The organism is Helicobacter cappadocius, from assembly GCF_030688855.1.
GTDB classification, from domain to species: domain Bacteria; phylum Campylobacterota; class Campylobacteria; order Campylobacterales; family Helicobacteraceae; genus Helicobacter_J; species Helicobacter_J cappadocius.
Window position 1 is genome coordinate 141,789 of sequence record NZ_JAUYZK010000001.1, and the last position, 23,880, is coordinate 165,668.

Here is a 23,880-nt window from a genome sequence, read left to right on the forward strand (position 1 = left end):
ATCAAAATAATGGCAAAACAGGATCTAAATAAGGCGTGGTAAGTAAATCTATCAAAGCTGCATTATCCATTCCAAACACAAGGGCAAAATTATAATTTTGAGTCTTAAGTAAATGATCTAGATCGGTTTTATCTTTATAAATTTCATTCTGGGCTACCATATCAAAAACTCCTTCATAGCCCTTAGGTAAAAGCAAGATTAATTTTCCCCATTTAGCATGCATGGCGATATAAGTTGTGTATTTTTTAAATCTTTCTATATCTTTTTCGGTTATAACCACACGATCGGTTTGTCCATATTGTACGAGCTTGGCACGAATATTGATGAAATTTGGTTGCATATAAGAAATGGAAGAAAAATTTCTCAAATCAAAGGCAATTTTATTGCTCATAAACAAATCAATCACACTGGCAAGTTCGGGCAAGAATAAACTAGGTAGCTTTAGATTGTATTGTGAAATCTTATAGCTGATTTTAACATCAAACAATGTCCCAACAAGAACATCAAAGGGATAATTCTGAGGAACAATGGCTTGAACATATTCCAACGCGAGATCCAGAAGTGTCTTATCTTTGATAACAATCCCTCTTATATCTGGGTTTTTGGCCATAAAACTCAAAAATTCTGATAAGTCTTGATCAAAAAAACCTATGGATTCATCTATATTTATCTGGTGAGCAATCTGATACTCAACCTCAGAAGTAAAAAAAACTTCGATTTTTTCCCTCAAAAGCTTATATCGTATCAAACGAATCATTGCATCATAAATAGAAGAAACCTTTATCCATGCAATCTCCCCATCAATCATTTGGACATATTTATCATACACCACTCCATAAGCACCCAAAGCAACCGCACCATCAATTTCATCAGGATTTCTTGCGACAAAAAGACACCCTCTTTTAACTTCATCAATACGAGTGGCCACGCCATTAAAAGAGCTAATAGATGGGGTGCTGGCTAATTCCCCGTTGATAACCTCAACAGCTTCATTCACTTTCACTCTAGCTTACCTTACTTCCATTTTTTTTGGCTTTTTCTATACGCAAAAGAGAAAGCCCATTTTCATCTTTACTAGCAAGTATCATTCCCTCACTGACTTCACCCATCATTTTTGCAGGTTTTAGGTTTGCCAAAACACACACTTGGGATCCTATAAGTTCCTCTGGGGTGTAATATTTTGAAATCCCTGAAACAATCTGTCTTGGCCTATCTTCTCCTAAGTCTATTTGAAGTTTGAGCAATTTATCACTTTTGGGAATTTTCAGTGCTTCCACAATTGTGCCAATACGAATATCAAGCTTTGTAAAATCATCAATACCAATAAGGCTTTCTTCTTTCTTAGTAGGTTTTGAGACAATATCTGGCATTTTGAATTCTTCGATTTTTGGAAAAAGTGGCTCTATTTTTTTAATAACAAAATCCTCAAGTAACTGCTTATTTGAAATTAAATTATCAAAATGATTTGAATCCATACCTATGCACAAACAATCACCTATACATTTTGCACTATCAGGCATCACCGGATACAAAAAGAGAGAACCTTTTGCCAAAATATTTCCAATCAATCCCAAAATTCCCTGTGTTTCCTCAATTCTATTTTCTTTCATCAAATTCCAAGGCTCATATTTTGTAATCAATCCATTAGCAAAACTGAACATTTTCCAAAGTTCCTCAAGATATCTACTAGGCTGAATTTGATCCATAAACAAAGGAATTTTTTCTAAAATTTTTTCCATTTCATCAAGCTCTTTTTGATAAAACTTAGAAGTAGTTTTGGAACTGATTTTTCCTTCAAAATATTTTTCACTCATTCCAATAAGTCTATTTAAAAGATTTCCTAAATCATTGCTCAAATCAGAATTTATCCTATCTATAAGTGCTTTTTGAGAAAAATCGCCATCTTGGCCAAAGGGGACTTCACGCATTAAAAAATACCTAAGTACATCCACCCCATACGCATCGGTAACTTCTTTTGGATGGATAACATTTCCAATACTCTTACTCATCTTCACACCTTCTCTTGTCCACCATCCATGCACATAGATATGTTTGGGTAGCTCAAGTCCTAAACTCATTAAAAATGCTGGCCAATAAATGGCATGGAATCTCAAAATATCTTTTCCTACGATATGAGTAGCATTTTTCCAAAAATCCATTTTTGCTTCACTTGCCCCATAGCCCAAAGCACTCACATAGTTCAACAATGCATCAAGCCATACATACATCACATGATTTTCATCTCCAAAACTTTCAGGTAATCCAATCCCCCATTTAAAACTTGTACGCGTAATGGAAAGATCATTGAGACCATTTTGTACAAACTTTATGACTTCATTTTTCTTATGCTCTGGTTTGATGCACTCAGGATTTGAAGCATACCAATTTAAAAGCTTATCTTGATACTTGCTCAAAGCAAAAAAATAGCTCTCTTCTTTAAGGATATTTGTGTCCTTTCCACAATCAGGGCATTTTCCATTATTGATTTGCATTTGAGTAAAAAAGCTCTCACAACTCACACAATAATGACCCTCATATTCACCCTTATAAATATCACCTTTTTGATACATCACTTCAAATGCTTTTTTTACAGCAACTTTATGATCTTCATCAGTTGTTCGGATAAAATAATCATAATCAATATGAAATATATCCCAAAGATGTCTAAATTTTGCACTGATCTCATCAGCGTATTCTTGAGGTGTTTTTGATTTAGATTTTGCTGACTGCTCTATTTTCTGACCATGCTCATCAGTACCAGTGAGAAAAAATACATCATTGCCCCTTAAGGTTTGGTATTTTTTCAGCATATCAGCAATAAATGTAGTATAAGCATGTCCAATATGTGGGATATCATTGACATAGTAAATAGGAGTGGAAATGAATGTCTTCATCTTTCTTCTTTCATTGGAAAATTTGGTTTTATTATAACAAAACTTATACCTTAGATGTTTAGAATATCAAGCCCTCAATAATAGAGATAATTTTTGAAATATTCGTATTCATGCTCAAATCATAGGAAGCTTTAGACGCATTTTCCTTATAAGAGAAAATAGTTTTTTTGTCCATATTGTTCAGAGTTTGTACAATATCTTTTGCATCAAAACCCTCAGAAGTCCTTCCAATTTTATATTTATCAATAAATTTTTTGATTTCAAAAAGTGGTGTTGAAACCACACAAAGTCTTGATTGAATATATTCGAAAAATTTATTAGGCAATGCGTTGGCATTATTGAAGCTATTTGGTTGGAGAGTTAAAATACCAATATCGAATTGATTACAAAATGTAACAATATCTTTCATATCAACAGGAGGCAAGAACTTCAAATTAGTTATATCGTAAGCACTATGTTTGATATCCTCTAAATAATCTTTTTGATTGCTCAATCCCATCACATAAAGACAAAAATGTTTGTCCAAATTTTTTGCAATTTCAAGTAAATTATGAGAATGTCTATCAGGACTTAAAAATCCGTGATAAATAATCTTGATAGTATCTGTAAGTCTTGAGGGATCAAGAGATACAAAGGGAGGAAAAGAATAAAAAACTTCCACATCAATTCCAAAAACATTTCTGTATTTTTCCCCTATAGCTCCATTTACAACAATAGCCTTATCTACAAGAGGTAAATATTTTTGACAAAGATGTTCAAAAAATACTCCAAAGCTTTTTAGCCACAAAGAGTCTTTTTCATACTCAAGCGGATAATATTCTCTCAAATCAATCAATATTTTTGTGTTTGGGGAAAATTTGCGATACTCTATCGCAAAAGGTAAAAGAGCAATGTCTTCTATTACAATAACATCAAGTAAAGGCAAAGATTTAAGAATATCAAAAATGACCATCCTGTTTGGAGTATAAATCAACTTATCAAATTCCTTGTTTTTGCAATAATTTATGATGTCTTGGTTTTCTTTTTCAGTACGATCTTTAGATGTTTTTGGAGCAGGAAAACTAAAACATTGGATTCCCTCTACAAAAGAACATTCTCTTGCTATGGCACAAATATCATATTTATCTTTAAGCATCATCGCAAGACGAAAAGGTCTTGGTCGTTTGGCAATATCAAAATCTGCAAGTATTGCTATCTTTTTTTTCATTAGCAATTTCCTGTCTTAGAAATAAAAGCATATCCTGTTACCGGGAGCACACAAATAGTTTTTGTTGATTTATTTTTCTTCAAAGTAATTCTAAATGGTTTCGTGAGCTTTATTTTTGAACGGGTACAATAAGGTACACCAAATCTATCGAAATAAATTCTCATCCCCAAAGCAATCTCACAAAAACTATCTGCACTGATGTTGAATTCATCAATTCCATAAGCCTCATTTAATCTTACAAAAACACTTGAATTATTTTTACACTCATCAGAAATGTTTGTATTATTGTAGCCACTCAAGCAACGTCTATCGCTACCCTGCAGGGCTACAATATCGCCTGACATTGGTCTACCATCATAATGAGTGGTCAAAGAAAAACGAGGAGTGTCAATATAAATGCTATAACTGAACATTGTGTATTTACCGTTAAGATGGAATTGTATCTGCCACATCGGAGTTTCGTCAATAAGCCCTTGAGGATCTATACTTTTGAATTTATCTGTGAGGAATTGGGTTTGATTTATGTGGGTATAAAGTTGATTATCATTGAGTGCTAGATGACGAGTATAGAGAATATGCTCCAAAAGAGTATTTGTTGCTCTGCTTAATTGATGAGTTTTTTGAGGCAGTGCTAAAAATGCCAAAATGCCTAAAATAACAATGGAAATAACCATTTCAAGCAGACTAAATGCTGATTGCATTTCAATTTTTCTCATCTTGTTTCTCAAAGATTTTTTGAACCTGTCTTAATGATGTTGTATGATCTAATATTTCTACCCATATAACTAATGCCTATATCACCTTTAGTGCCATTTGGAATTTTAATAAGTCGATACTCTTTTCCATCTTTAATCCCATAAAATCGCAATCTCAAGGCAAGATTTTCATCTTTTGTATGAATGCTAGTAATGCCATATTTTTTAATAGCCAAGCTCAATTCTTTCGCTATATAATAGCCGATAGCAAAGTTATTTTTCGCACTAAAAATGTAAGTTAATTTGTTTGAAAACAAACAAAAAGTCTCCAAAAATACCACTGCAAAAACAACAAAAAATCTCATCTTGTAACGCGTTCTAAAACGTGGTAATCTCACTCTCATATCATGAAAAAAGCTTTTTACCATAATAGGCAACCCTGCGACAATCATAGGAGCAAATATTTCAGAATCTATATTTTGACGAAGAGATAGCAAAAGTGCGAATACTAAAGCAGTTACACTAATATAAACCATTAAATTATTTTGATTTTTTGTAATCGCCCAATAAAGCGTATAATTATAATAAATAAATAAAAAGGGAGAGAAAAGCATCGCGAATTCTCCCAAAATATCCAAAAAATGTCCCTGTGGTCTACCACCAATATCAAAATCAAATAAATTCATATTCAAAGCAAATCCACACAAACAATAAACAATTGTTTTTGGCATTTTATTTCTGATGGCATAAAAAGCCACTGCCAAAAACAATACACTTGAACTACTATCAATAAAAATACTCAAGAATAATGAAAGATAAGGAATTTTTTGATACCTCAAGTTAATATAACATATCCAAAGGGTGATCAAAATAATAAATCCGCTCTTTGTAACCAAAATACCACTAAAATTAATACCAGGCAACATCGCATACAAGAGAACTGCAAAAAGACTATCGGTTGGTTTTTTGAGATAAACCCTGCTGATAGAATAAAGTAAAATCATATTCAAAAAATGCACTATAACAAAAGGTAGTCTCAAAGCATAATCATTATGACCAAAAAGCTGAGTGCTCCACCTAGCTAAGTCAAATATAAAATTATATTCCTCAAAAAATCCATAAGCCTCCTTGTAACTGATAGAAATTTGCGAAATCATCAAAATTTGTATTGAGATACTTAAAACTGCTATCATCAAGAAAAAAATATCAACAACATCAAAAGGTCGTCTTGTTCGGCTATGTCTTTCTAGCCAAAATCGAAAATAAACCCAGATTTGATCAAATCTTGTATTTTTAACCTCCTGTGTAAGCATTAAAAGATCTCATTGAATTTATATCCATATTCTAAAAGTTTGAGCCTAATTTCTTCTTTATGATCTCTTCCTTTTGTTTCTAATGCCATTGTAACACTTGCATCCCCATAATCAAGACTTGTGCTAACTCTATCGTAATCAATCTGAACAATGTTAACCCCAACTTGTGTGAGTATGTCTGTAAGCTTTTGAAGGCTTCCGGGTTTATCGACCAATATAACTTTAAATTTCATCTTTCTGTCTGATTTGATAAGACCTTTTTCTATGATAAGATTAAGCATTGTTACATCAATATTTCCTCCACTCAATATAATCGCTACTTTGTCAGTTGGCCTAAGCTCTATCTTTTTATGTAAAACAGCTGCAACTCCACTTGCGCCTGCTCCTTCTACGACAAGTTTTTGATTTTCGAGTAAATACAATACCGCACTTGCAATCTCTTCGTCATCAACCTCCACAATATCATCTACACCTTCACAGATATATCGGTAGTTTTTTTCATTCACATCTCGTACAGCGATTCCATCAGCGATCGTTCGAACAGAATCCACCTTTTGGATTGATTTATTCTTGAAGCTATCTCTCATCGCTGGAGCACCTTTTGCAGTAACTCCAATAATCTTCACTTCTGGCTTGAGGCTCTTATATGCACTTGCAATCCCTCCAATTAATCCACCACCACCAATTGGAACAAAAACAATATTAACATCAGGCTCTTCTTCTATCATCTCTAATGCAATGCTTCCTTGCCCTGCCATAACCTCATCGTCGGCAAATGGATGGATAAAATGAAGCTTTTTTTCTTGTGCAAGTTTGAGAGCATAAGCATAGGCTTCATCATAGTTATCTCCAGCTAATATCACTTCAGCACCATATTTTTTGGTAGCTAAAACCTTCAGCAACGGAGTGGCTTCAGGCATTACAATCACTGCAGGAATGCTAAAATAACTTGCTGAATACGCTACTCCTTGTGCATGATTTCCAGCAGAAGAGGCAATCACTCCATTCTTGCGATCTTCTTTGCTCATACTTGCAATTTTATTAAATGCTCCTCTTATCTTAAAAGCTCCTATGACTTGGAGGTTTTCTTTTTTTAAATAAATCTGTGTGCCAACCTCATTGCTTAAACGAGGTGCAAAAGAAAGTGGGTTATTTTCTACAACGGGTTTGATTCTCGATCTAGCTTCTTGAATTTTTTTTAAATCTATCATCTATTCTCCTAATGCTTGATACTCTATTTTGATGCATTTATTCTCTATCACTTGAATTCCTTTGGATTCTAACATATCTTTTGCCTGTGTATTTGAAATACCCAATTGCATCCAAAAAACTTTTGGTAAGGTTTTTGCACTTAAAACCTCTAAAGCAATATCTACACAAATCTCAGATTTACGAAATATTACCAAAATATCTATATTTTCATTTTCCAATGCCTCTTTAACATTTCTATAAACCTTCTGTTCAAGTATCTTCTCCTCTTTTGGATAAATAGGAATAATCTTAAAGCCTTTTTGTTGTAAATACTTCCCGACTTGATTGCTATCTTTGGCAATATCTGGACTCAAGCCAACAATACCAATTCTTTTGGCTGTTTGTAAAATTTTTTTAATATCAGACATCTTTTATCCTTTTTATATCCCGTAGAAATACCGGTAATGCTATCAAGATTCCTGAAATTAAAATCAATAAAATACCTGTGATGCTCACAAAATCAGGAAATCTATCGCCTAAAAATAACCCTAAAATAACCCCCCAAACAATACGACTATAATCAATGGGTGCAACAATCCCTGCTGGTGCCAACATGTAAGCACGAGTGAGAAACTGTTGTCCAAAGGTTCCTGCTAGTCCCATCAACAAAACATAGATCCAATCAAGTCCATTAGGAATATGCCATCCATTAGATAGATGAGGAATATTGATAAACATTCCAACACCTCCAATAATGCTCATTGTAATACCAAAGGCAAACACCACGCTTCTCTCATCAAAATAGTCTCTCAGGCTTCTCAAAGTAACAAACGCCAATGCTGCAGCCACTCCGCTAAAAATCCCTGCAAACACACTCTTACCATCAAGTCCCCCAACACTAGGATTTGAAATACATATCACTCCAACAAAACCAATCGCAGTTGCAATAATAACGCCTATTTTTGGCCTTTCTCTTAAAAAAATGGCTGAAAAAATAACCGTATAAATAGGCACACTTTGTGCAAAAGCCGTAGCTGTCCCTAATGGAATAGTGGCAATATTATAAAACAAGGCCAACATACTCAATCCTCCAATAACCGCACGAAACAAAAGTTTTCCCCAGCCACCTTTCTTTTTGTTTTTTTTACTAGGTGGAGAGATTGCAAAAATGCCCAATACAAAAATCACCATCACAAAAGATCGAAAAAAAATATTTTCCATAGGAGATAATTGCGGAGAAAGAAGCTTTACAAACGCATTCATTAAAGCAAAGCTAAATGATGAGAGAGCCATATATATAATTCCAAAACTAGTCTGAGAATATTTCATAGATATCCTTGAAAAAAACTTGTTAAAAGTATAAAACAAATCTGATTTTTTATGCTTAAATTTACAATAAAATATTTTGTATGGATTTTATAAATTAATAAAAAATAAATGTCCGGGGAAACCCGGCATTTATTAAAAGGAAGATAATGCGAAATTAAAACAATGGGAGACATTGCTTTAACTAAAATCACGATTTACAAACTAAACAACCAAACTAAAGGAGACCCACAACCACAACCACACCTACTCTCCTTTAGTTTTTGAAACAACTAACAATTAGGAATTTATTTTTTAATTTTATGTGGATTGCCTGCACCTCCTATATAAGAGATTTCACCGTTGATAATATCATAAGCTTGACCAAATCCTTTGACAAACCTACCTTTAAGAAATTCAAGATGAATCAGATGAAAATCCATCATATCACGAATGGTCTTGATACCTCCGCTTTCTCCAACCTCACCAATAAAGCTATCAAAAATCTTATCAAACTCGCTCCCGCGTTCGATAAATTTTGCCCGTGCTCTGTATCGGAGACGTTTTCTCAAAATAACTGATTTTGCCTTTGACTCATCTTCAATAAACATAATCTCTAAATTATCCGGATTCTCACGCAAACTCCCATAATGTTCAGCCACTTCACTGACATAAATATAATATTTACCTTCACATTTCAAAAGAGGTGCATAAGAACAAACAACTTCCCCTGAGGAATTCAAACTTGAGATAATAATCGTATTCATCCCTTTGATAAAATCCTCAATTTCTTTTTTTACTGATACTGTATCTAATGTCTTAGGAACACTCTGACACAGCTCAATAATTGCATTTTTCAATCCATCTTTTGGATCGGTTACTTTCTGAGGAAATTCGATCCTAAGACTTTTTCCCTCATTATAAGAAATATCTAAACCTAGCATATCAACTTTTGTGAGTTTGACATTTTTTGGCTCATGTAGCTGTCCGAACTTCTTTAGAAGTCCAACAAGCTCTGAATGATGGTGTTCATTCATATGATTCAAAATGCTTTCTGTTTCCATAAACTCTCCTTTCGTTTTAATGCTTTAATTTATCATTTATTTTTAAATTAATGAAATTATAAATACTCTTAACTTAAAATAACATTAAAAATAATAATGATTATTATTTTATATAAAATTCGGCCTTATTTTCGAATTCTAAAGCTATTTCCAACCACCAAAAGAGAACTTAAACTCATAGACAAAGCTGCAAAAAGTGGGATAATAAATCCTAAAACCGCCAGAGGAATCATCAAAAGATTATAAATGACACTTAGAAAAATATTTTGTTTGATGGTTTTATAGGTAAGTGTGGCGATATCAAAAGCACTCCCAAGAGAAGTAAGGGTATCATCAAGAACCACTACATCAGAAGATGCTAGTGCAATATCGCTACCTGACCCCATAGATATACCTATATCGCTTTTGCTAAGTGCCAAAGCATCATTGATGCCATCTCCTACCATTATCACAACCTTACCCTGATGATGATATTGATCTACAATCTTTGCTTTATCTTCAGGCATAAGAGAATGATCAAAATTTGATATTCCAGCCTCTTTGGCAATACATGTGACTACCTCTGTTCTATCCCCACTTAAAAGTCTTATTTCAAGTCCCTTGTTTTTGAGTTTATTTATGAACTGCTTTGTGTCTTTTTTGAGCGTATCTCTGAGTAAAAATAAAGCTGAAAGTTTTCCATCTACGCTATAAGCAAAAATCATATCTTCACCTACTTTATCAATGGCTGAAACATCTACATTGTGCATTTTAAGATATTCCAAATTCCCTCCTAGCAATCTTTTGCTCCCTGATGTTGCCTCAATGCCCATTGAAGATATCTGAGCAAAATCATTGATAACCCCCTTTGCTTCTCCTAAAAATTTCTTGACACTTTGTGAGATAGGATGGGAACTAGCTGACACAAAAGAGCATAAAAGTCCTTTATCAAACTCTTCAAACTTTTGCATCTCTATGACCTCTGGTTTGCCTGATGTAATCGTACCTGTTTTGTCCAAAAGAACCACATCAGCTTTTGCCATCGTTTCTAAAAAGGATGCTTCTTTAAAAATCAAGGATTTTTTATATGCTTCTGTAATCCCTACAATAGTGGCAATAGGTGTTGCTAAAGCCAAAGCACAAGGACAAGAAATAACAATCACAGAAATAGCAATCATCAAAGAGTGTTCAAAAGTACCATCAATCCAATAATACCAACCCAAAAATGTTGCCATCGCTATACCTAAAACTATTTTTGAAAAATACTGAGAAAGTGAATTTGCTAGATTTTGTATACGTGGCTTGTGTGCAATACACTCCTCCATAAGCCTAATAAGCCTAGTCATCAAAGAATCTGCAAAAGGTCTGCAAACCTTATAAATGAAGCTCTTGTTCGTATTTACATATCCAGAAAAAATTTCCTTACCTTGCAAAAAAACAGATGGCAAGGATTCTCCATTGATGGCCTTAGTATCAAGAAGTGCTTCTTTACTCTCTAGTATTCCATCAAGTGCCAAACTTTCTCCAGGCAATATCTCTATTCTATCTCCCACTTTTACTTCTTGAGGTGTCTTACAAATTCTATTTTCTCCTTCTAAGACAATCACATTACTAGGAATTGTGGAATTTAGCTTATCGAGTGCATCTCCTGCATTTTTTTTGGACTTAACTTCCAAAAACTTTCCTACAAACACTATGGTGATAATCATTGCCACTGATTCAAAATAGCTCTCTCCCACCTTGCTCAAACTTGCATAAATAGAATAGATATAAGTTAAAGTTGCGCCCACACATACAAGCATATCCATTCCGAAAGTTCCATTTTTAATCCCAAAATAAGCACCCTTAAAAAATACTCGTCCTGTATAAAATAAAACAGGAGTTGCTAAAACAAACGAAACGAAGTTCAGCACATCTTTCATATCCCTTCCCATACCTAAAAAATACCCTGAATATTGTGCTACAGCTATCCACATAATGTTCATTGTGCAAAAAATTGCTATTACCATTGAAATATAATAATTTTTACGTTCTTTTTTTGATTTGATTTCTTGAATATATGGATCATAGGCATAAGCATCATATCCTATAGATTGAATTAATTCAATAATTCTAGAAAGCTTTATCACAGAGCAATCAAACACAATCCTTGCTTTATTGTTTGTATAATTAATACTTACTTCATATATGCCTTCTTGAGCGTTTAATATCTTTTCGTTCAACCAAATGCAGGCTGCACAATGGATATTTTCCAAAATCAGACAAACTTCACACAATCCATCTTTAGTGGAAATATATTTTTCAGCAAATGCTAGAGTGTCAAAGGAATCCAAGCTGTGATTGCGTATAGACATAGGTGGTGAAATTGCATTATCTCCTAACTTATCATAAAAACCATCCAGACCAGATTCTTTAAGCAAGAAATAAACTCCCTCACATCCATTGCAACAAAAATATAACTCTTTCCCATTATCTATATATTTTTTCAAGGCACTTTCAGGATATTGTAAATGACAATGCGAACAATTTTTCATAAAATATCCTCCTTCTCTTCAAGAGAAATATCTTTTGAATGCACCTTAATGCTATAGGTATTAGTATCTTGATAAATTTTTTTTACCTCATCAGTATTGTCTAATTGGCTATTTGAATAATGAGTGATAAGCGGGGGGAGTATTTTTATACTTGATTTGGTATTAATTCTTGCCTTACATAGCAAAAGACTTGCCTCTTTATCAATCCTGGGATGAACAAATTTGGTCACCTCAGGATTGAATCCCAAATCTTTAAGAATATGAAAAACTCTGTGAGATTCCTTTGCATCATAACAAAACACAAAACTTCCCTGCGATTTCAATAGTCTTTTTACCCTTGTACAAAACTCCCTAAATGGTAAAAATTCCTCACTTCTGGCAATTTTAATACGTCTGTTCTTTGCACCAATTATTCCTAGACGATAAAAAGGAGGATTTGAAATAATCATATCAAACTTTTTTTCACTATGAAAATCTAAAAAATTTTTGCAAATAATTTTTGCTTGAATTTTGGCAGATGCTGCATTTATTTTTGATAAAAATGCCATATAAACATCAATTTCTATCATTGTAAGATCTATATCAAACGCTCTAGCACAAAGAAGCCCTACAACCCCACTTCCTGATCCCACCTCTAAAACACAAGAAGATTTTTTGATAAACTCTCTAGCAAAATCATATAAAAATAAACTATCACTATTGTAACAATATCCATCATATAGCTGATATAACTTTAGGATTTTTTTATCCATAATAACCCATCATTTCCTAGTTTTTGGATATAGAGCAATTCTGCATTCCATTCAAAACCTTTTGATTTAATGTTTTGTTTGAGCGTAGGAGAAATATATACCAAAACCATATCCACAAAAGAATGCAAACTTTCAAACAAATCCCATCCGCCTTCAATAACATTAAATCCTTTTTGGAGTTTCAAATGCTCAATTTGATGACAAATATCCACCTTTCTACAAGGAACTTTAAAAAGTGGTGCGTCATAAAAAGATTTTTCTTTTGTAAGTATTTGTATATTCGGAGATGTATTGGCATACTCTTTTGTGCAATAGCGTACATCAAGCGTAGGTCTATCAACCCTTAAAGTCTTGCCTGATATAATAAGCGTATCTGCGACACATCGCTGATTGTGTGTAAATACCCTAGATTCCATTCCTGAGATCAATCCACTTTGGTAATCTCCATTAATTCTTTGAGCGATTTTAAATAAATTAAAATGCCCTCGCTCTTTTAAGCACAAAAATGGGTATAGCAAGGCATTGCACTCAAATTCTAAAACATTTTGCACAACCTCGATCCCAGAGTCTTGAAGTCTTTTTGCCCCTCCACTAGCTTGTTTTTGAATTTCAGATGAACCAATAACAACCCTTTTTGGACGAATAGTTTCTATAAGCTCTGCACAGGGTGGGGTTTTTCCATAATGGTTACAAGGTTCCAAAGTTACATAAATAGTGCAGTCATTAAAAATACCTTGATGATTGGCTTTGAGATAATGATGTATCTCTTTGGCATCTGCAAGATTGCATTTTTGATAGCTCAATTTCTCATAAGCATTTTTGAGTGCATTCACCTCAGCGTGAGCTGATCCTGCCTTTGTATGAGCACACACAGAAAGTATATTCCCTCCTCCATCTACAACCATCGCTCCAACAGCCGGATTAGGAAGTGTTAGACTCTGGTATTTCCAAGCTTCTTGAATACACAACGACAAAAAATATTCATCTGAACTCAACTATTTTCCTTAAATAACCAAATCTATCTAGCAAAATCATAACCTTATAATACTGTAATTATAAAATAATTTTATGAAACCTCCAAAAACACTCTTTATAAAGTTTTTCTTTCTATTGAAAAAATTTACCTTGATTATGAGATAATCGCATTTTCTAATACCTTTGATTATATGTTTTATAAGGAGACTTAATGAAGATTCCTCGCCCTAACTTCATACAAACCAAAAACGATATTCTTGCAGGAATGGTGGCATCTTTTGTAATGGTTCCAGAGGTCGTTGGTTTTGCACTTGTAGCAGGTTTTAACCCAATTATGGGGCTTTGGACTGCTTTTATCTTAGGACTTATTACAGCTCTAATTGGAGGAAAACCTGGTGCAGTTAGCGGGGCAGCAGGTTCTATGGCAGTGGTGATAGTGGGATTGGCAATCTCACATGGGGTTGGATATGTTCTTTGGGCTGGAGTTTTTGCTGGGATATTCCAAATACTTATCGGGGTTTTTAAGCTAGGGAAATTTATTCGTTTTGTACCTCAACCTGCAATTTTTGGATTTGTAAATGGACTAGCCATAGTGATTGCAATGAGTCAATTACAATTTTTTAAATCAGAAGGAGCGATCATATATATCCTTGTAGGCATTACAATGCTAATTATGTTTGTATTGCCAAAATTTACAAAAGCCATTCCTGCAGGTCTTGTAGCAATTATTGGACTTGGAACATTATCTTATACTTTGCATTTAGATACCAAGCTCGTTAGCGATTTGGGGAACATAAGTGGCACACTGCCTCATTTTTCAATCCCCCATGTCCCATTAAACTGGGAAACCTTAAAAATAATTTTGCCATACTCTATTATTTTAGCACTTGTTGGGTTGATTGAATCATTACTTACCCTATCTGTATTAGATGAAATTGGTGGAGAAAGGGGAGATGGAAACAAAGAATGCATCGCTCAAGGTATTGGAAATACAACTTGTGGATTCTTTGGGGCAATGTCAGGGTGTGCAATGATTGGTCAAAGTATCATCAATACAGCTTCAGGAGGGACTACTAGATTATCATCTGTAACTACCTCTATTTTGATTATTTTATTTGTAGTGAGCATTCCTGGTATTATTGGTGAGATTCCTATTGGTGTGCTAGTAGGAATTATGTTTATGGTTTCTATCAAAACATTTGAATGGGCAAGTTTATCAAGAATCAAATCAATGAGCAAACCCGATGCGTTCATATTAATTGCTGTAACACTTATCACTATTTTTGCGGATTTGGCAATAGCAGTTATTGTTGGTGTTATTATCTCTGCTTTAGTATTTGCCTATCAACAAGCAAAAATCAAATCTAGTACAAAAATCGAAAAAGATGGTACAAAAATCTATGAACTTGAAGGACCTTTATTTTTTGGTTCATCTTCAGATTTTATAAATGATATTTTTAATGTCAATACAGATCCAAAAAATGTAATCATAGATTTTAGCAAAACTCGAGTGATGGATAGTAGCGGGATTGAGGCAATCGACAAAATCACAAAAAAATATCTTCAAGCAGAAAAAAGTGTTAAACTCCGTCATCTTAGCGATGATTGCAAAAAAGCTCTACAAATATCTAAAAAGTTTTGCACCTACGAATTAGATGATCCTAACTACAAAGTCGCAAGAGATCTCTAGCTCTTAGTAACTATCACTAAGAGCTAAAAAGGGGTTAATGAAAGATCGGGAGATACAAAAATCCATTAATTACCGCAGAATTCACAAGATCAATAAAAAATGCTCCAACCAAAGGAACTATAATAAAAGCTGCGTGAGAATATCCATAATGATTGGTAACAGTCTGCATATTTACCATCGCTGTAGGAGTAGCACCAAGCCCAAAGCCACAATGTCCAGCGGCAAAAACTGCTGCATCATAGTCTTTTCCACAAAATCTGAAGGTTACAAATACCGCATAAAGTATCATTATCACCACTTGAGCTACCAAAATAACAAGCATTGGCAATGCTAGTGCAACTAGCTCCCATAGATTGATTGTCATTAACGCAAATGCCAAAAACAAAGACAGACTCACATTTCCTAGAACGGCGACTTCTCTATCAAAAACCTTGTGTATATTGAAAGCTGATAAAAAATTCCTCAAAATAACTCCAATAAAAAGACACCACACAAAAGTGGGCAAAGTATAATTTGTATACTTTGTCACCAAATCAGAAAGACTTGTTCCTATAAGTAATGCTACAGCAATTAATGCCAAAGACTCCACAAAACTTGAAGCGGTTATCAATCGCTCTTTTTTGGGTGACTCAAAACCTACTGGATCCACCTCTTCGTTTAATTTATTTTCAGATTTTGAAGGAGTTTTAAGCTTGTATTTTTTTATCAAATATCTCGCCACAGGACCTCCTATAATTCCTCCACTAACAAGTCCAAAGGTTGCTGATGCCATCGCTACTTCCATCGCTGGAGAAAAGTTATATGGAGCGGCTTTGAAAACCTCTGCCCAAGCAGCACCTGTTCCATGACCCCCACTCATCGTAATAGATCCTCCCAGCATCCCCATCAAAGGATTCACTCCCATTGCCTCAGCAATACCTATACCAATAAAATTCTGAAGAAATAAAAGTCCCACAACCACGACTAAAAATACACCTAGCATTCGCCCACCTTTTTTCAAAGAGGCAAAATCAGCACTCAAGCCAATAGATGTAAAAAATGCTAACATAAGTGGATCTTTCAAGGATGAGTCGAATTTTAATTCAACATTAGAAAATTTATAAACAATCAAAATAAAAATTGCCGCAATAACCCCTCCAACAACTGGTTCTGGTATATCATAATCACGTAAGAACTTTACTCTTTTTATAATCAAACGCCCTAATAACAAAACTGCTACCATGCACACTAAGGTAGCATAAATATTGAAATTCACTATATGCATTTTCTTTCCTTTTTTGCTTTGAATCTGAAATGAAACTATTCTATGGAACTTTAGCTTAAACTACCTAAAACGCTATTTAAAACCAAATCCTATCAAATCAAACAATAAGCATTTTAATCTTATAATTGCAAAAATTATCTCAATCTAGGAGTGTATTATGAATGCTGTATTGCAAATAGGAGCTGGAGGCGTTGGAGGTGTGGTCGCCCATAAATTGGCTATGAATAGAGAGGTTTTTGGCAAGATTATTTTAGCAAGCAGGACAATCAAAAAATGTGAAGAAATTGCAAAAAATATTGCCAAAAAAGGACATGGAGAGATTGTCTGTGAAACTGTAAATGCCGATAGTGTGAGTGAATTGGTAGCACTTATCAACAAATATAAACCTAAAGTCGTTATCAATGTCGCCCTTCCCTATCAAGATCTCACGATTATGCAAGCTTGTTTGGAAACAAAAACTCACTACCTAGACACCGCAAATTACGAACATCCAGATACTGCAAAATTTGAATACAAAGAACAATGGGCATTCAAAGATGCTTATAAAAAGGCAGGGATTTTTGGATTGCTTGGATCGGGCTTTGATCCTGGTGTTACAAATGTATTTTGTGCATACGCACAAAAGCATTACTTTGATGAAATCCACTCTATTGACATTCTTGATTGTAACGCCGGAGATCATGGTTATCCTTTTGCAACGAATTTTAATCCTGAAATCAATCTAAGAGAGGTCAGTTCAAATGGCAGATATTGGGAAAATGGCAAATGGATAGAAACAAAACCTATGGAAATCAAACAAGTGTGGGGATATCCTCAAATCGGTGAAAAAGACTCGTATCTGCTTTATCACGAAGAGCTTGAATCTTTGGTAAAAAATATCAAAGGTCTTAGGAGAATACGATTTTTTATGACTTTTTCAGAAAATTATCTCAACCATATGAGATGTCTGGAAAATGTAGGAATGTTGCGAATTGATGAAGTTGATCATAATGGACATAAAATCATTCCTATTCAATTCCTAAAAACACTTCTGCCAGATCCTGCTAGTCTTGCTGGTAGAACAAAAGGCAAAACAAATATTGGTTGTTATATGCAAGGAAGTAAAAATGGTAAGGAAAAAACCGTTTATATCTACAATGTCTGCGATCATCAAACCTGCTATGAAGAAGTAAATGCTCAAGCTATAAGCTACACCACAGGAGTACCTGCAATGATTGGAGCAAAACTAATATGCGAAGAAAAATGGGGAATTCAATCTATAGGAGCAGGGGTTTTTAATATGGAAGAACTAAACCCTGATTTCTTTATGGAAGAACTAAATAAACAAGGACTTCCTTGGGAGATTATTGAAAAATAATCTCCTCTTCTAGGACATTTAGGAATTTATTGATAAATATATTCTTTTGTTAAAGGCAAATCGTTATTCACATTGTTTGTTAGCAATAGTTGAAATAAATCCACACTACCTACGCGAAATGCCGAAGCACAACTATTTAAATATAATCCCCACATACGAATAAATCTCTCATCGTATTTCTGGGATATTTTATCCAAGTTTTCATTGAAATTTTTATACCAAATATCTAATGTTTTTGCGTAATGTATTCTCAAGCTCTCTGCCATTAAAAGATGGAAATCTGACTCGCTCATAATAGAAATAACCTCTCTTAAAGATGGCAAATAACCGCCTGGAAAAATATATTTATCAATCCAAGCATTGGTATCTCCTTCAAAACAACACATAATTGAGTGTAGCAAAAACATCCCGCCGGGTTTTAAGACTTCTTTTACTTTCTTAAAATAAAGTGGAATATTAGCCTTGCCCACGTGTTCAAACATACCCACACTTACAACTTTATCAAATTGATACAAACTGCCATCTAAATCTTGATAATTCAAAAGCTTAATAGTTATCTTGTCTTCTAATCCTGCATCTTTAACCCTTTGAGTAGCTGCCTTGTATTGTTCCTCACTGATAGTTATACCCAATACATCTACCCCATAAGTCTGTGCCGCCCTAATAGAAAGCCATCCCCATCCACATCCTATATCTAAAAGTTTTTCACCTTTTTTTAGGTCAAGTTTTTTGAGAGTATGATCAAGCTTTTGAAGTTGGGCTTGATGAAGCGAATCTTCAGGAGTCTTAAAATAAGCACAAGAATAACTCCAAGTTTCATCAAGCCAAATTGAATAAAAATCATTTCCAAGATCATAATGGCTTGAAATATTTGATTTTTCTTTAGCACTGCTTTGCATAGGTTTTGCATTATCGTGTTTATGTAAATTATCATAATTGCCATGTAAATATAAAACCCTTGCGATCTCATCCATTGAACCTTCTATATCAATGACTCCATCCATATATGCCTCTGCAACAGTTAAGGACATATCTTTTTTAATATCACTAAATTTCAGTGGTCTATTTATTTTGATTGTGAATTTGGGTGGATTAGAGCCATTTGTAATTTTATCTCCATCCCAAAAAACAACAGCATAATCACCCATATTCCATTTCTTGAACGCCATTTTTAATATCATTTTTGAAAACATTTCAAAGCACCTTGCATAACAAATTTGGACTATTATAACACTTTGAGTTTAAAGTACTTTAAACTCAAACCAAAACACCGATTTATTACTCGTTAATTAAAGGCGATTTTTGATAAAATTTCAATTTTATATCTCAAGCCAAAAAACTGAGGAAAAAATGAATACAGATATTCGAGATAAATTTTTAAATTTTTTCAAATCAAAAGGTCATCAAATCTATGAAAGTATGCCTTTAGTGCCTGATGACGCTAGTTTGCTTTTTACCAACGCAGGAATGGTTCAATTCAAAGACATATTCACCGGTAAAATCCCTACACCGACAACCCAAAGGGCAACATCCGCACAACTATGCATACGTGCTGGAGGAAAGCATAATGATTTAGAAAATGTGGGCTATACAGCTAGACATCATACACTTTTTGAAATGTTAGGAAATTTTTCTTTTGGAGATTATTTTAAAAAAGATGCAATTGCTTATGCTTGGGAATTTGTAACTAAAGAACTCGGATTTTCTAAAGATGTTTTGTATGTCACTGTGCATCAAGATGATGATGAGGCCTTCAATTTATGGAGTGAACACATTGATATTGACAGAATCAAGAAGATGGGGGATAAAGACAACTTTTGGCAGATGGGAGATACGGGTCCTTGCGGTCCTTGTAGTGAAATTTTTGTGGATCAAGGAGAAGAATTTTTTCACTCACAAGAGGATTATTTTGGAGGTGATGGGGATAGATTTTTGGAGATTTGGAATCTTGTGTTTATGCAATATGAAAGAAGTGCTGATGGAAAACTCCACCCACTTCCCAAACCTAGTATTGATACAGGAATGGGACTAGAAAGGGTTCAAGCACTTTTAGAAGGCAAAAGAAGCAATTTTGATTCTTCTATATTTATGCCATTGATTCAAGAGGTTTGCAAAATTACAAACCAAGCATACAGCTATGAAAGTGGCGCAAGTTTTCGTGTGATTGCCGATCACGCTAGAGCAGTAGCTTTTTTACTTGCACAAGGAGTGAATTTTGACAAAGAAGGCAGAGGTTATGTCTTGCGCAGGATTCTAAGAAGAGCTGTTCGTCACGGATATTTGCTTGGTTTGAATCAACCCTTTTTATACCATATCGTAGAAAAAGTATGCGATCAGATGGGGGGGCATTATCACTATCTCACACAAAAAAAACAAGCTATCTCACAACAGTGCAAGAACGAAGAAACAAGATTTTTTGAAACCATTGAATCAGGAATGGAAATGTTCAAAAAAGAACTTGAATCCCTTCCAAAAAATACTCCATTTAGCGGTGAAGTAGCCTTCAAGCTTTATGATACTTATGGTTTTCCGCTTGATCTCACACAAGATATGCTTAGGGATAAAAAAATAGCGATTGACATGGAAAAATTCGAATCTTGTATGCAAGAACAAAAAAAACGTGCTAAAGCTTCTTGGAAGGGTAGCGGGGATGAAATCAAAAATGGAGATTTTATAGAATTGTTAAATAGATTTGGTTCAAACCAATTTAACGGTTATGAGTACTCTAATTTTAGCAGTAAAGTTTTAGCATTGCTTGATGAAAACTACAAAGAAGTAAAAGAGCTTAACAATAGCGGCTACATCCTCTTTGAAACTACTCCATTATATCCTGAATCTGGAGGAGCAATAGGCGATAGAGGGGAGCTCTATAGAGGGGAGAAAAAAATAGCTGATGTTTTAGATACTAAAAAATACTTTGGCTTAAATATTTCTCAAATACATGCGCTAGACACGATAAAAGTCAATGAAATACTAGATATTGTTGTAAGTTCTCTTCGAGATGAAATAAGCAAACACCACAGTGCAACGCATCTTTTGCACGCAAGTTTGAGGAAAATATTAGGATCACATGTTTCTCAAGCTGGAAGTCTAGTAGAAGCAACTCGATTGAGATTTGATTTTTCTCACCCCAAAGCACTTAGTACTGAAGAACTTGAAATCATTCAAGAAGAGGTAAATCGTCTCATACTTAAAGGTATTGAAACAAAAACTGAACTTCTACCCATACAAGAAGCAAAATCAAAAGGGGCAATGGCACTTTTTGGCGAAAAATATGGTGATATTGTCAGAGTTATCAGTTTTGATGAAGATTCTTGCGAATTCTGCGGAGGAATCCATATAAAAAACACTGCCAACATAGGAAGTTTTTATATCACTAAAGAATCTGGGGTGAGTAGCGGAGTTAGAAGGATTGAAGCTGTGTGCGGGAGAGCTGGGTATGAATGGGGAAAAAACGCACTGAAAACACTTGAAAATGCAAGAGGAGTATTAAAAAATCAAGATATTGATGCAGGAATATTAAAACTCAAAGAGCAGATAAAAGAACTCAAAGAAAAAATTTCTAAATCAAGCTCTGTTGTAGATTTAAAACCTATTGAGCAAATAAAGGGTGTAAATATTATTATTGAAAAAATCCAATCAGGAAACATCAAAGAAATAATCGATATTGCAAAAAACAATAATGACAAAATAGCTATCCTCTTACTTCAAGAAGAGTACGGGAAAATCTCCCTAGCTTGTGGAGTTAAAAATGCTCCTTTAAAAGCTGGTGAATGGATAAAAGGGGTTGCTAATATTATGCAAGGACAAGGTGGCGGAAGAGATGATTTTGCCACTGCAGCAGGCAAAGATATTGACAAGATAAAAGAAGCACTCAAATTCGCTCAAGATTTTGCAAGAGAAAAGATCGAGGAAAGAGATTGATTGTTTTAGCTTCTTCTTCTCTTGTGAGGGCAAGATTGTTAGAAAAATTTGGGGTTGATTTTATACAAAAACCGGTTGATTTTGATGAAAATACCATTTACACCAAAAACCCTAAAGAATTTGCTTATCAAGCAACACTTGGAAAATTTAAAACAGCTATTGAAACATTGGGGATTAAAACTCCCTTGCTATGTGCTGATACAGTTATTAATACAGAAGGGATTTTACAAAGAAAAGCTGTGAATATTGATGATGCTAAAGCTATCTTAAGCCTACAAAATGGCAAAAATATTGAAGTATTAACCTGTATGATGTATAAATCTGAAAAATTAGAATTTATTGATATTTCATCCACTCAATACAAACTAGCTACTTTTAATATCAAAGCTCTTCAAAGGTATCTAGATTCTAAAAAATGGGAAGGAAAAGCTGGGTGTGTTATGATAGAAGGATTTCATAAAGACTATATTATTAGTCAAAAAGGGCTAGAAAGCACAGCTTTGGGTTTAAGTGTGGAAAAAATATTACCATTTTTAGGACTTATATGAACACAAGTATTTTAATTGTAATGCTTGTTACCTCAATTATAATAGGTTTTTTGGGTCTTTTGGCATTTTTATGGGGTCTAAAAACAGGGCAATTTGATGATGAAAAAAAAATGATGGAAGGTGTTTTGTTTGATGGTGTTGATGATTTAAACGAAGCAGCAAAAAAAGAACAAAAACAAAAAAACATTAAAAGGAGCAAAAATGAACAAAATTTATGATGTAGCTATCATTGGTGCAGGACCAGGCGGAATCGCTTCAGCCATTGAAAGCGTCGTTATTGGGATTAAAGATACGATTATGTTTGAAAAAGGCGAGGAACACTCTATGACCATTCGCAAATTCTACAAAGATAACAAACGCGTAGATAAAGATTATAAAGGACAAAAAGTAGAGCTGAATGGAAATATATTTTTTGATGATGGAACCAAAGAGAGTACCCTAGAACTATTTAGTGAAATACTCAAGAATCACAATATTGAAACTCACTTTAAAACAGAAATCGAATCCATCAAACAAAATCCCGATGGATTTTTACTGACTACTACAGACAATAAAGCTTATAATGCTAAATATATCGTAATCTCTATAGGAAAAATGGGACAACCCAACAAACCTGCATACAAAATACCAATCACATTACTAAAAAAAGTTTCCTATAACATTAATGATTGCAAAGAAGGTGAGAAAATTCTAGTAGTGGGAGGAGGAAACTCCGCTGTTGAATACGCTTGTTATCTTGCAACCATCACAGATACAACCCTCAATTATCGACGCACAGAATTTACACGTATTAATGATTCTAATGCCCAAAACTTAAAAGAAGTTCTCCAAGAAGGAAAACTCAAATCAAAATTTGGAATCGATATTGAAAGTCTTGAAGATGAAAATGGAAAAATCAAAGCTAATTTCAATGATGGTAGCTGCGAGACTTTTGATAAGGTGGTCTATGCTATCGGAGGAGTTGCTCCTGTAGATTTTTTAAAAAAATGTGGCATTACACTAGATGAAAACAATATTCCTATCTGTAATGACAAACTAGAGAGTTCAATCAAAAATCTGTTTGTAGCTGGAGATATTTTATTTAAATCTGGAGGATCTATTGCTACTGCACTCAATCATGGGCATCAAATAATCAAAGAAATCAAAAGCAGAATGTCCTAATTCATTGGAATATTCTGCTTAAAAAGA

At 34.1% G+C, this 23,880-nt stretch carries 19 protein-coding genes and 1 pseudogene; 6 read left to right on the forward strand and 14 right to left on the reverse strand.

Features of this window, described 5'->3' with window-relative positions:
- Position 1: 1 nt before the first annotated feature.
- The 12 genes and pseudogenes from Q5I06_RS00685 to ribD form a co-directional block, all read right to left on the reverse strand.
- Entirely contained in the window at positions 2-1,003 is a 1,002-nt protein-coding gene (locus Q5I06_RS00685; protein ID WP_305516277.1) for a hypothetical protein, read from the reverse strand.
- Position 1,004: 1 nt separating this feature from the next.
- Positions 1,005-2,918: pseudogene (gene metG / locus Q5I06_RS00690) on the reverse strand (methionine--tRNA ligase); the annotation flags it as partial.
- A gap of 34 nt (positions 2,919-2,952) precedes the next feature.
- The gene (locus Q5I06_RS00695) at positions 2,953-4,101 is read right to left on the reverse strand and encodes a glycosyltransferase family protein (protein WP_305516278.1); all 1,149 of its coding nucleotides are present in this window, start codon (positions 4,099-4,101) and stop codon (positions 2,953-2,955) included.
- Positions 4,101-4,817, reverse strand: coding sequence for a pilus assembly FimT family protein (locus Q5I06_RS00700; protein ID WP_305516279.1), 717 nt, complete (start codon positions 4,815-4,817; stop codon positions 4,101-4,103). The genes Q5I06_RS00695 and Q5I06_RS00700 overlap by 1 nt, the downstream gene beginning before the upstream one ends.
- A gap of 8 nt (positions 4,818-4,825) precedes the next feature.
- A complete protein-coding gene (locus Q5I06_RS00705) occupies positions 4,826-6,109 on the reverse strand; it encodes a glycosyltransferase family 39 protein (RefSeq protein WP_305516280.1) in 1,284 nt (427 codons plus the stop codon).
- Entirely contained in the window at positions 6,109-7,320 is a 1,212-nt protein-coding gene (ilvA, locus tag Q5I06_RS00710; protein ID WP_305516281.1) for a threonine ammonia-lyase, read from the reverse strand. The genes Q5I06_RS00705 and ilvA overlap by 1 nt, the downstream gene beginning before the upstream one ends.
- Positions 7,321-7,728, reverse strand: coding sequence for a CoA-binding protein (locus Q5I06_RS00715; protein ID WP_305516282.1), 408 nt, complete (start codon positions 7,726-7,728; stop codon positions 7,321-7,323).
- Positions 7,721-8,629, reverse strand: coding sequence for a DMT family transporter (locus tag Q5I06_RS00720; RefSeq protein ID WP_305516283.1), 909 nt, complete (start codon positions 8,627-8,629; stop codon positions 7,721-7,723). The genes Q5I06_RS00715 and Q5I06_RS00720 overlap by 8 nt, the downstream gene beginning before the upstream one ends.
- Before the next feature lie 284 nt (positions 8,630-8,913).
- Positions 8,914-9,669 carry a HugZ family heme oxygenase gene (locus tag Q5I06_RS00725; protein ID WP_305516284.1) on the reverse strand — a complete coding sequence of 252 codons (756 nt, stop codon included), beginning with the start codon at positions 9,667-9,669 and terminating at the stop codon, positions 8,914-8,916.
- Positions 9,670-9,794: 125 nt separating this feature from the next.
- Positions 9,795-12,182, reverse strand: a complete 2,388-nt coding sequence (locus Q5I06_RS00730) for a heavy metal translocating P-type ATPase (RefSeq protein WP_305516285.1) — start codon at positions 12,180-12,182, stop codon at positions 9,795-9,797.
- Positions 12,179-12,934, reverse strand: a complete 756-nt coding sequence (locus tag Q5I06_RS00735) for a tRNA1(Val) (adenine(37)-N6)-methyltransferase (RefSeq protein WP_305516286.1) — start codon at positions 12,932-12,934, stop codon at positions 12,179-12,181. Before Q5I06_RS00735 ends, Q5I06_RS00730 begins: the two co-directional genes overlap by 4 nt.
- Entirely contained in the window at positions 12,916-13,929 is a 1,014-nt protein-coding gene (gene ribD, locus Q5I06_RS00740) for a bifunctional diaminohydroxyphosphoribosylaminopyrimidine deaminase/5-amino-6-(5-phosphoribosylamino)uracil reductase RibD (RefSeq protein WP_305516287.1), read from the reverse strand. The genes Q5I06_RS00735 and ribD overlap by 19 nt, the downstream gene beginning before the upstream one ends.
- 191 nt (positions 13,930-14,120) lie before the next feature.
- Between ribD and Q5I06_RS00745 the strand changes: the two genes are divergently transcribed.
- Positions 14,121-15,599 (forward strand): SulP family inorganic anion transporter, encoded by a 1,479-nt coding sequence (locus Q5I06_RS00745; protein ID WP_305516288.1) that lies wholly within the window; start codon positions 14,121-14,123, stop codon positions 15,597-15,599.
- A gap of 34 nt (positions 15,600-15,633) precedes the next feature.
- On the opposite strand, the gene gltS is transcribed toward Q5I06_RS00745, so the two are convergent.
- Positions 15,634-16,863: a sodium/glutamate symporter gene (gene gltS, locus Q5I06_RS00750; RefSeq protein WP_305516289.1), complete on the reverse strand. Its 1,230-nt coding sequence runs from the start codon at positions 16,861-16,863 to the stop codon at positions 15,634-15,636.
- A 157-nt stretch (positions 16,864-17,020) separates the two neighbouring features.
- Here gltS and Q5I06_RS00755 point away from each other — a divergent pair, with 157 nt between their 5' ends.
- Positions 17,021-18,220, forward strand: a complete 1,200-nt coding sequence (locus tag Q5I06_RS00755) for a saccharopine dehydrogenase family protein (protein WP_305516290.1) — start codon at positions 17,021-17,023, stop codon at positions 18,218-18,220.
- A gap of 26 nt (positions 18,221-18,246) precedes the next feature.
- On the opposite strand, the gene Q5I06_RS00760 is transcribed toward Q5I06_RS00755, so the two are convergent.
- On the reverse strand, positions 18,247-19,413 hold the full coding sequence (locus Q5I06_RS00760) for a cyclopropane-fatty-acyl-phospholipid synthase family protein (protein ID WP_305516291.1): 1,167 nt from the start codon (positions 19,411-19,413) through the stop codon (positions 18,247-18,249).
- Between the two features lie 157 nt (positions 19,414-19,570).
- Between Q5I06_RS00760 and alaS the strand changes: the two genes are divergently transcribed.
- From alaS to Q5I06_RS00780, 4 genes are read left to right on the forward strand one after another with little or no spacing between them, the layout of a single operon-like run.
- Positions 19,571-22,144, forward strand: a complete 2,574-nt coding sequence (gene alaS, locus Q5I06_RS00765) for an alanine--tRNA ligase (protein WP_305516292.1) — start codon at positions 19,571-19,573, stop codon at positions 22,142-22,144.
- Positions 22,141-22,692, forward strand: coding sequence for a septum formation inhibitor Maf (gene maf, locus Q5I06_RS00770; protein ID WP_305516293.1), 552 nt, complete (start codon positions 22,141-22,143; stop codon positions 22,690-22,692). The genes alaS and maf overlap by 4 nt, the downstream gene beginning before the upstream one ends.
- Positions 22,689-22,910 (forward strand): cbb3-type cytochrome oxidase assembly protein CcoS, encoded by a 222-nt coding sequence (gene ccoS / locus Q5I06_RS00775; RefSeq protein ID WP_305516294.1) that lies wholly within the window; start codon positions 22,689-22,691, stop codon positions 22,908-22,910. Before maf ends, ccoS begins: the two co-directional genes overlap by 4 nt.
- Positions 22,894-23,853 (forward strand): NAD(P)-binding domain-containing protein, encoded by a 960-nt coding sequence (locus Q5I06_RS00780; protein WP_305516295.1) that lies wholly within the window; start codon positions 22,894-22,896, stop codon positions 23,851-23,853. The genes ccoS and Q5I06_RS00780 overlap by 17 nt, the downstream gene beginning before the upstream one ends.
- The last annotated feature ends 27 nt before the right edge of the window (positions 23,854-23,880 follow it).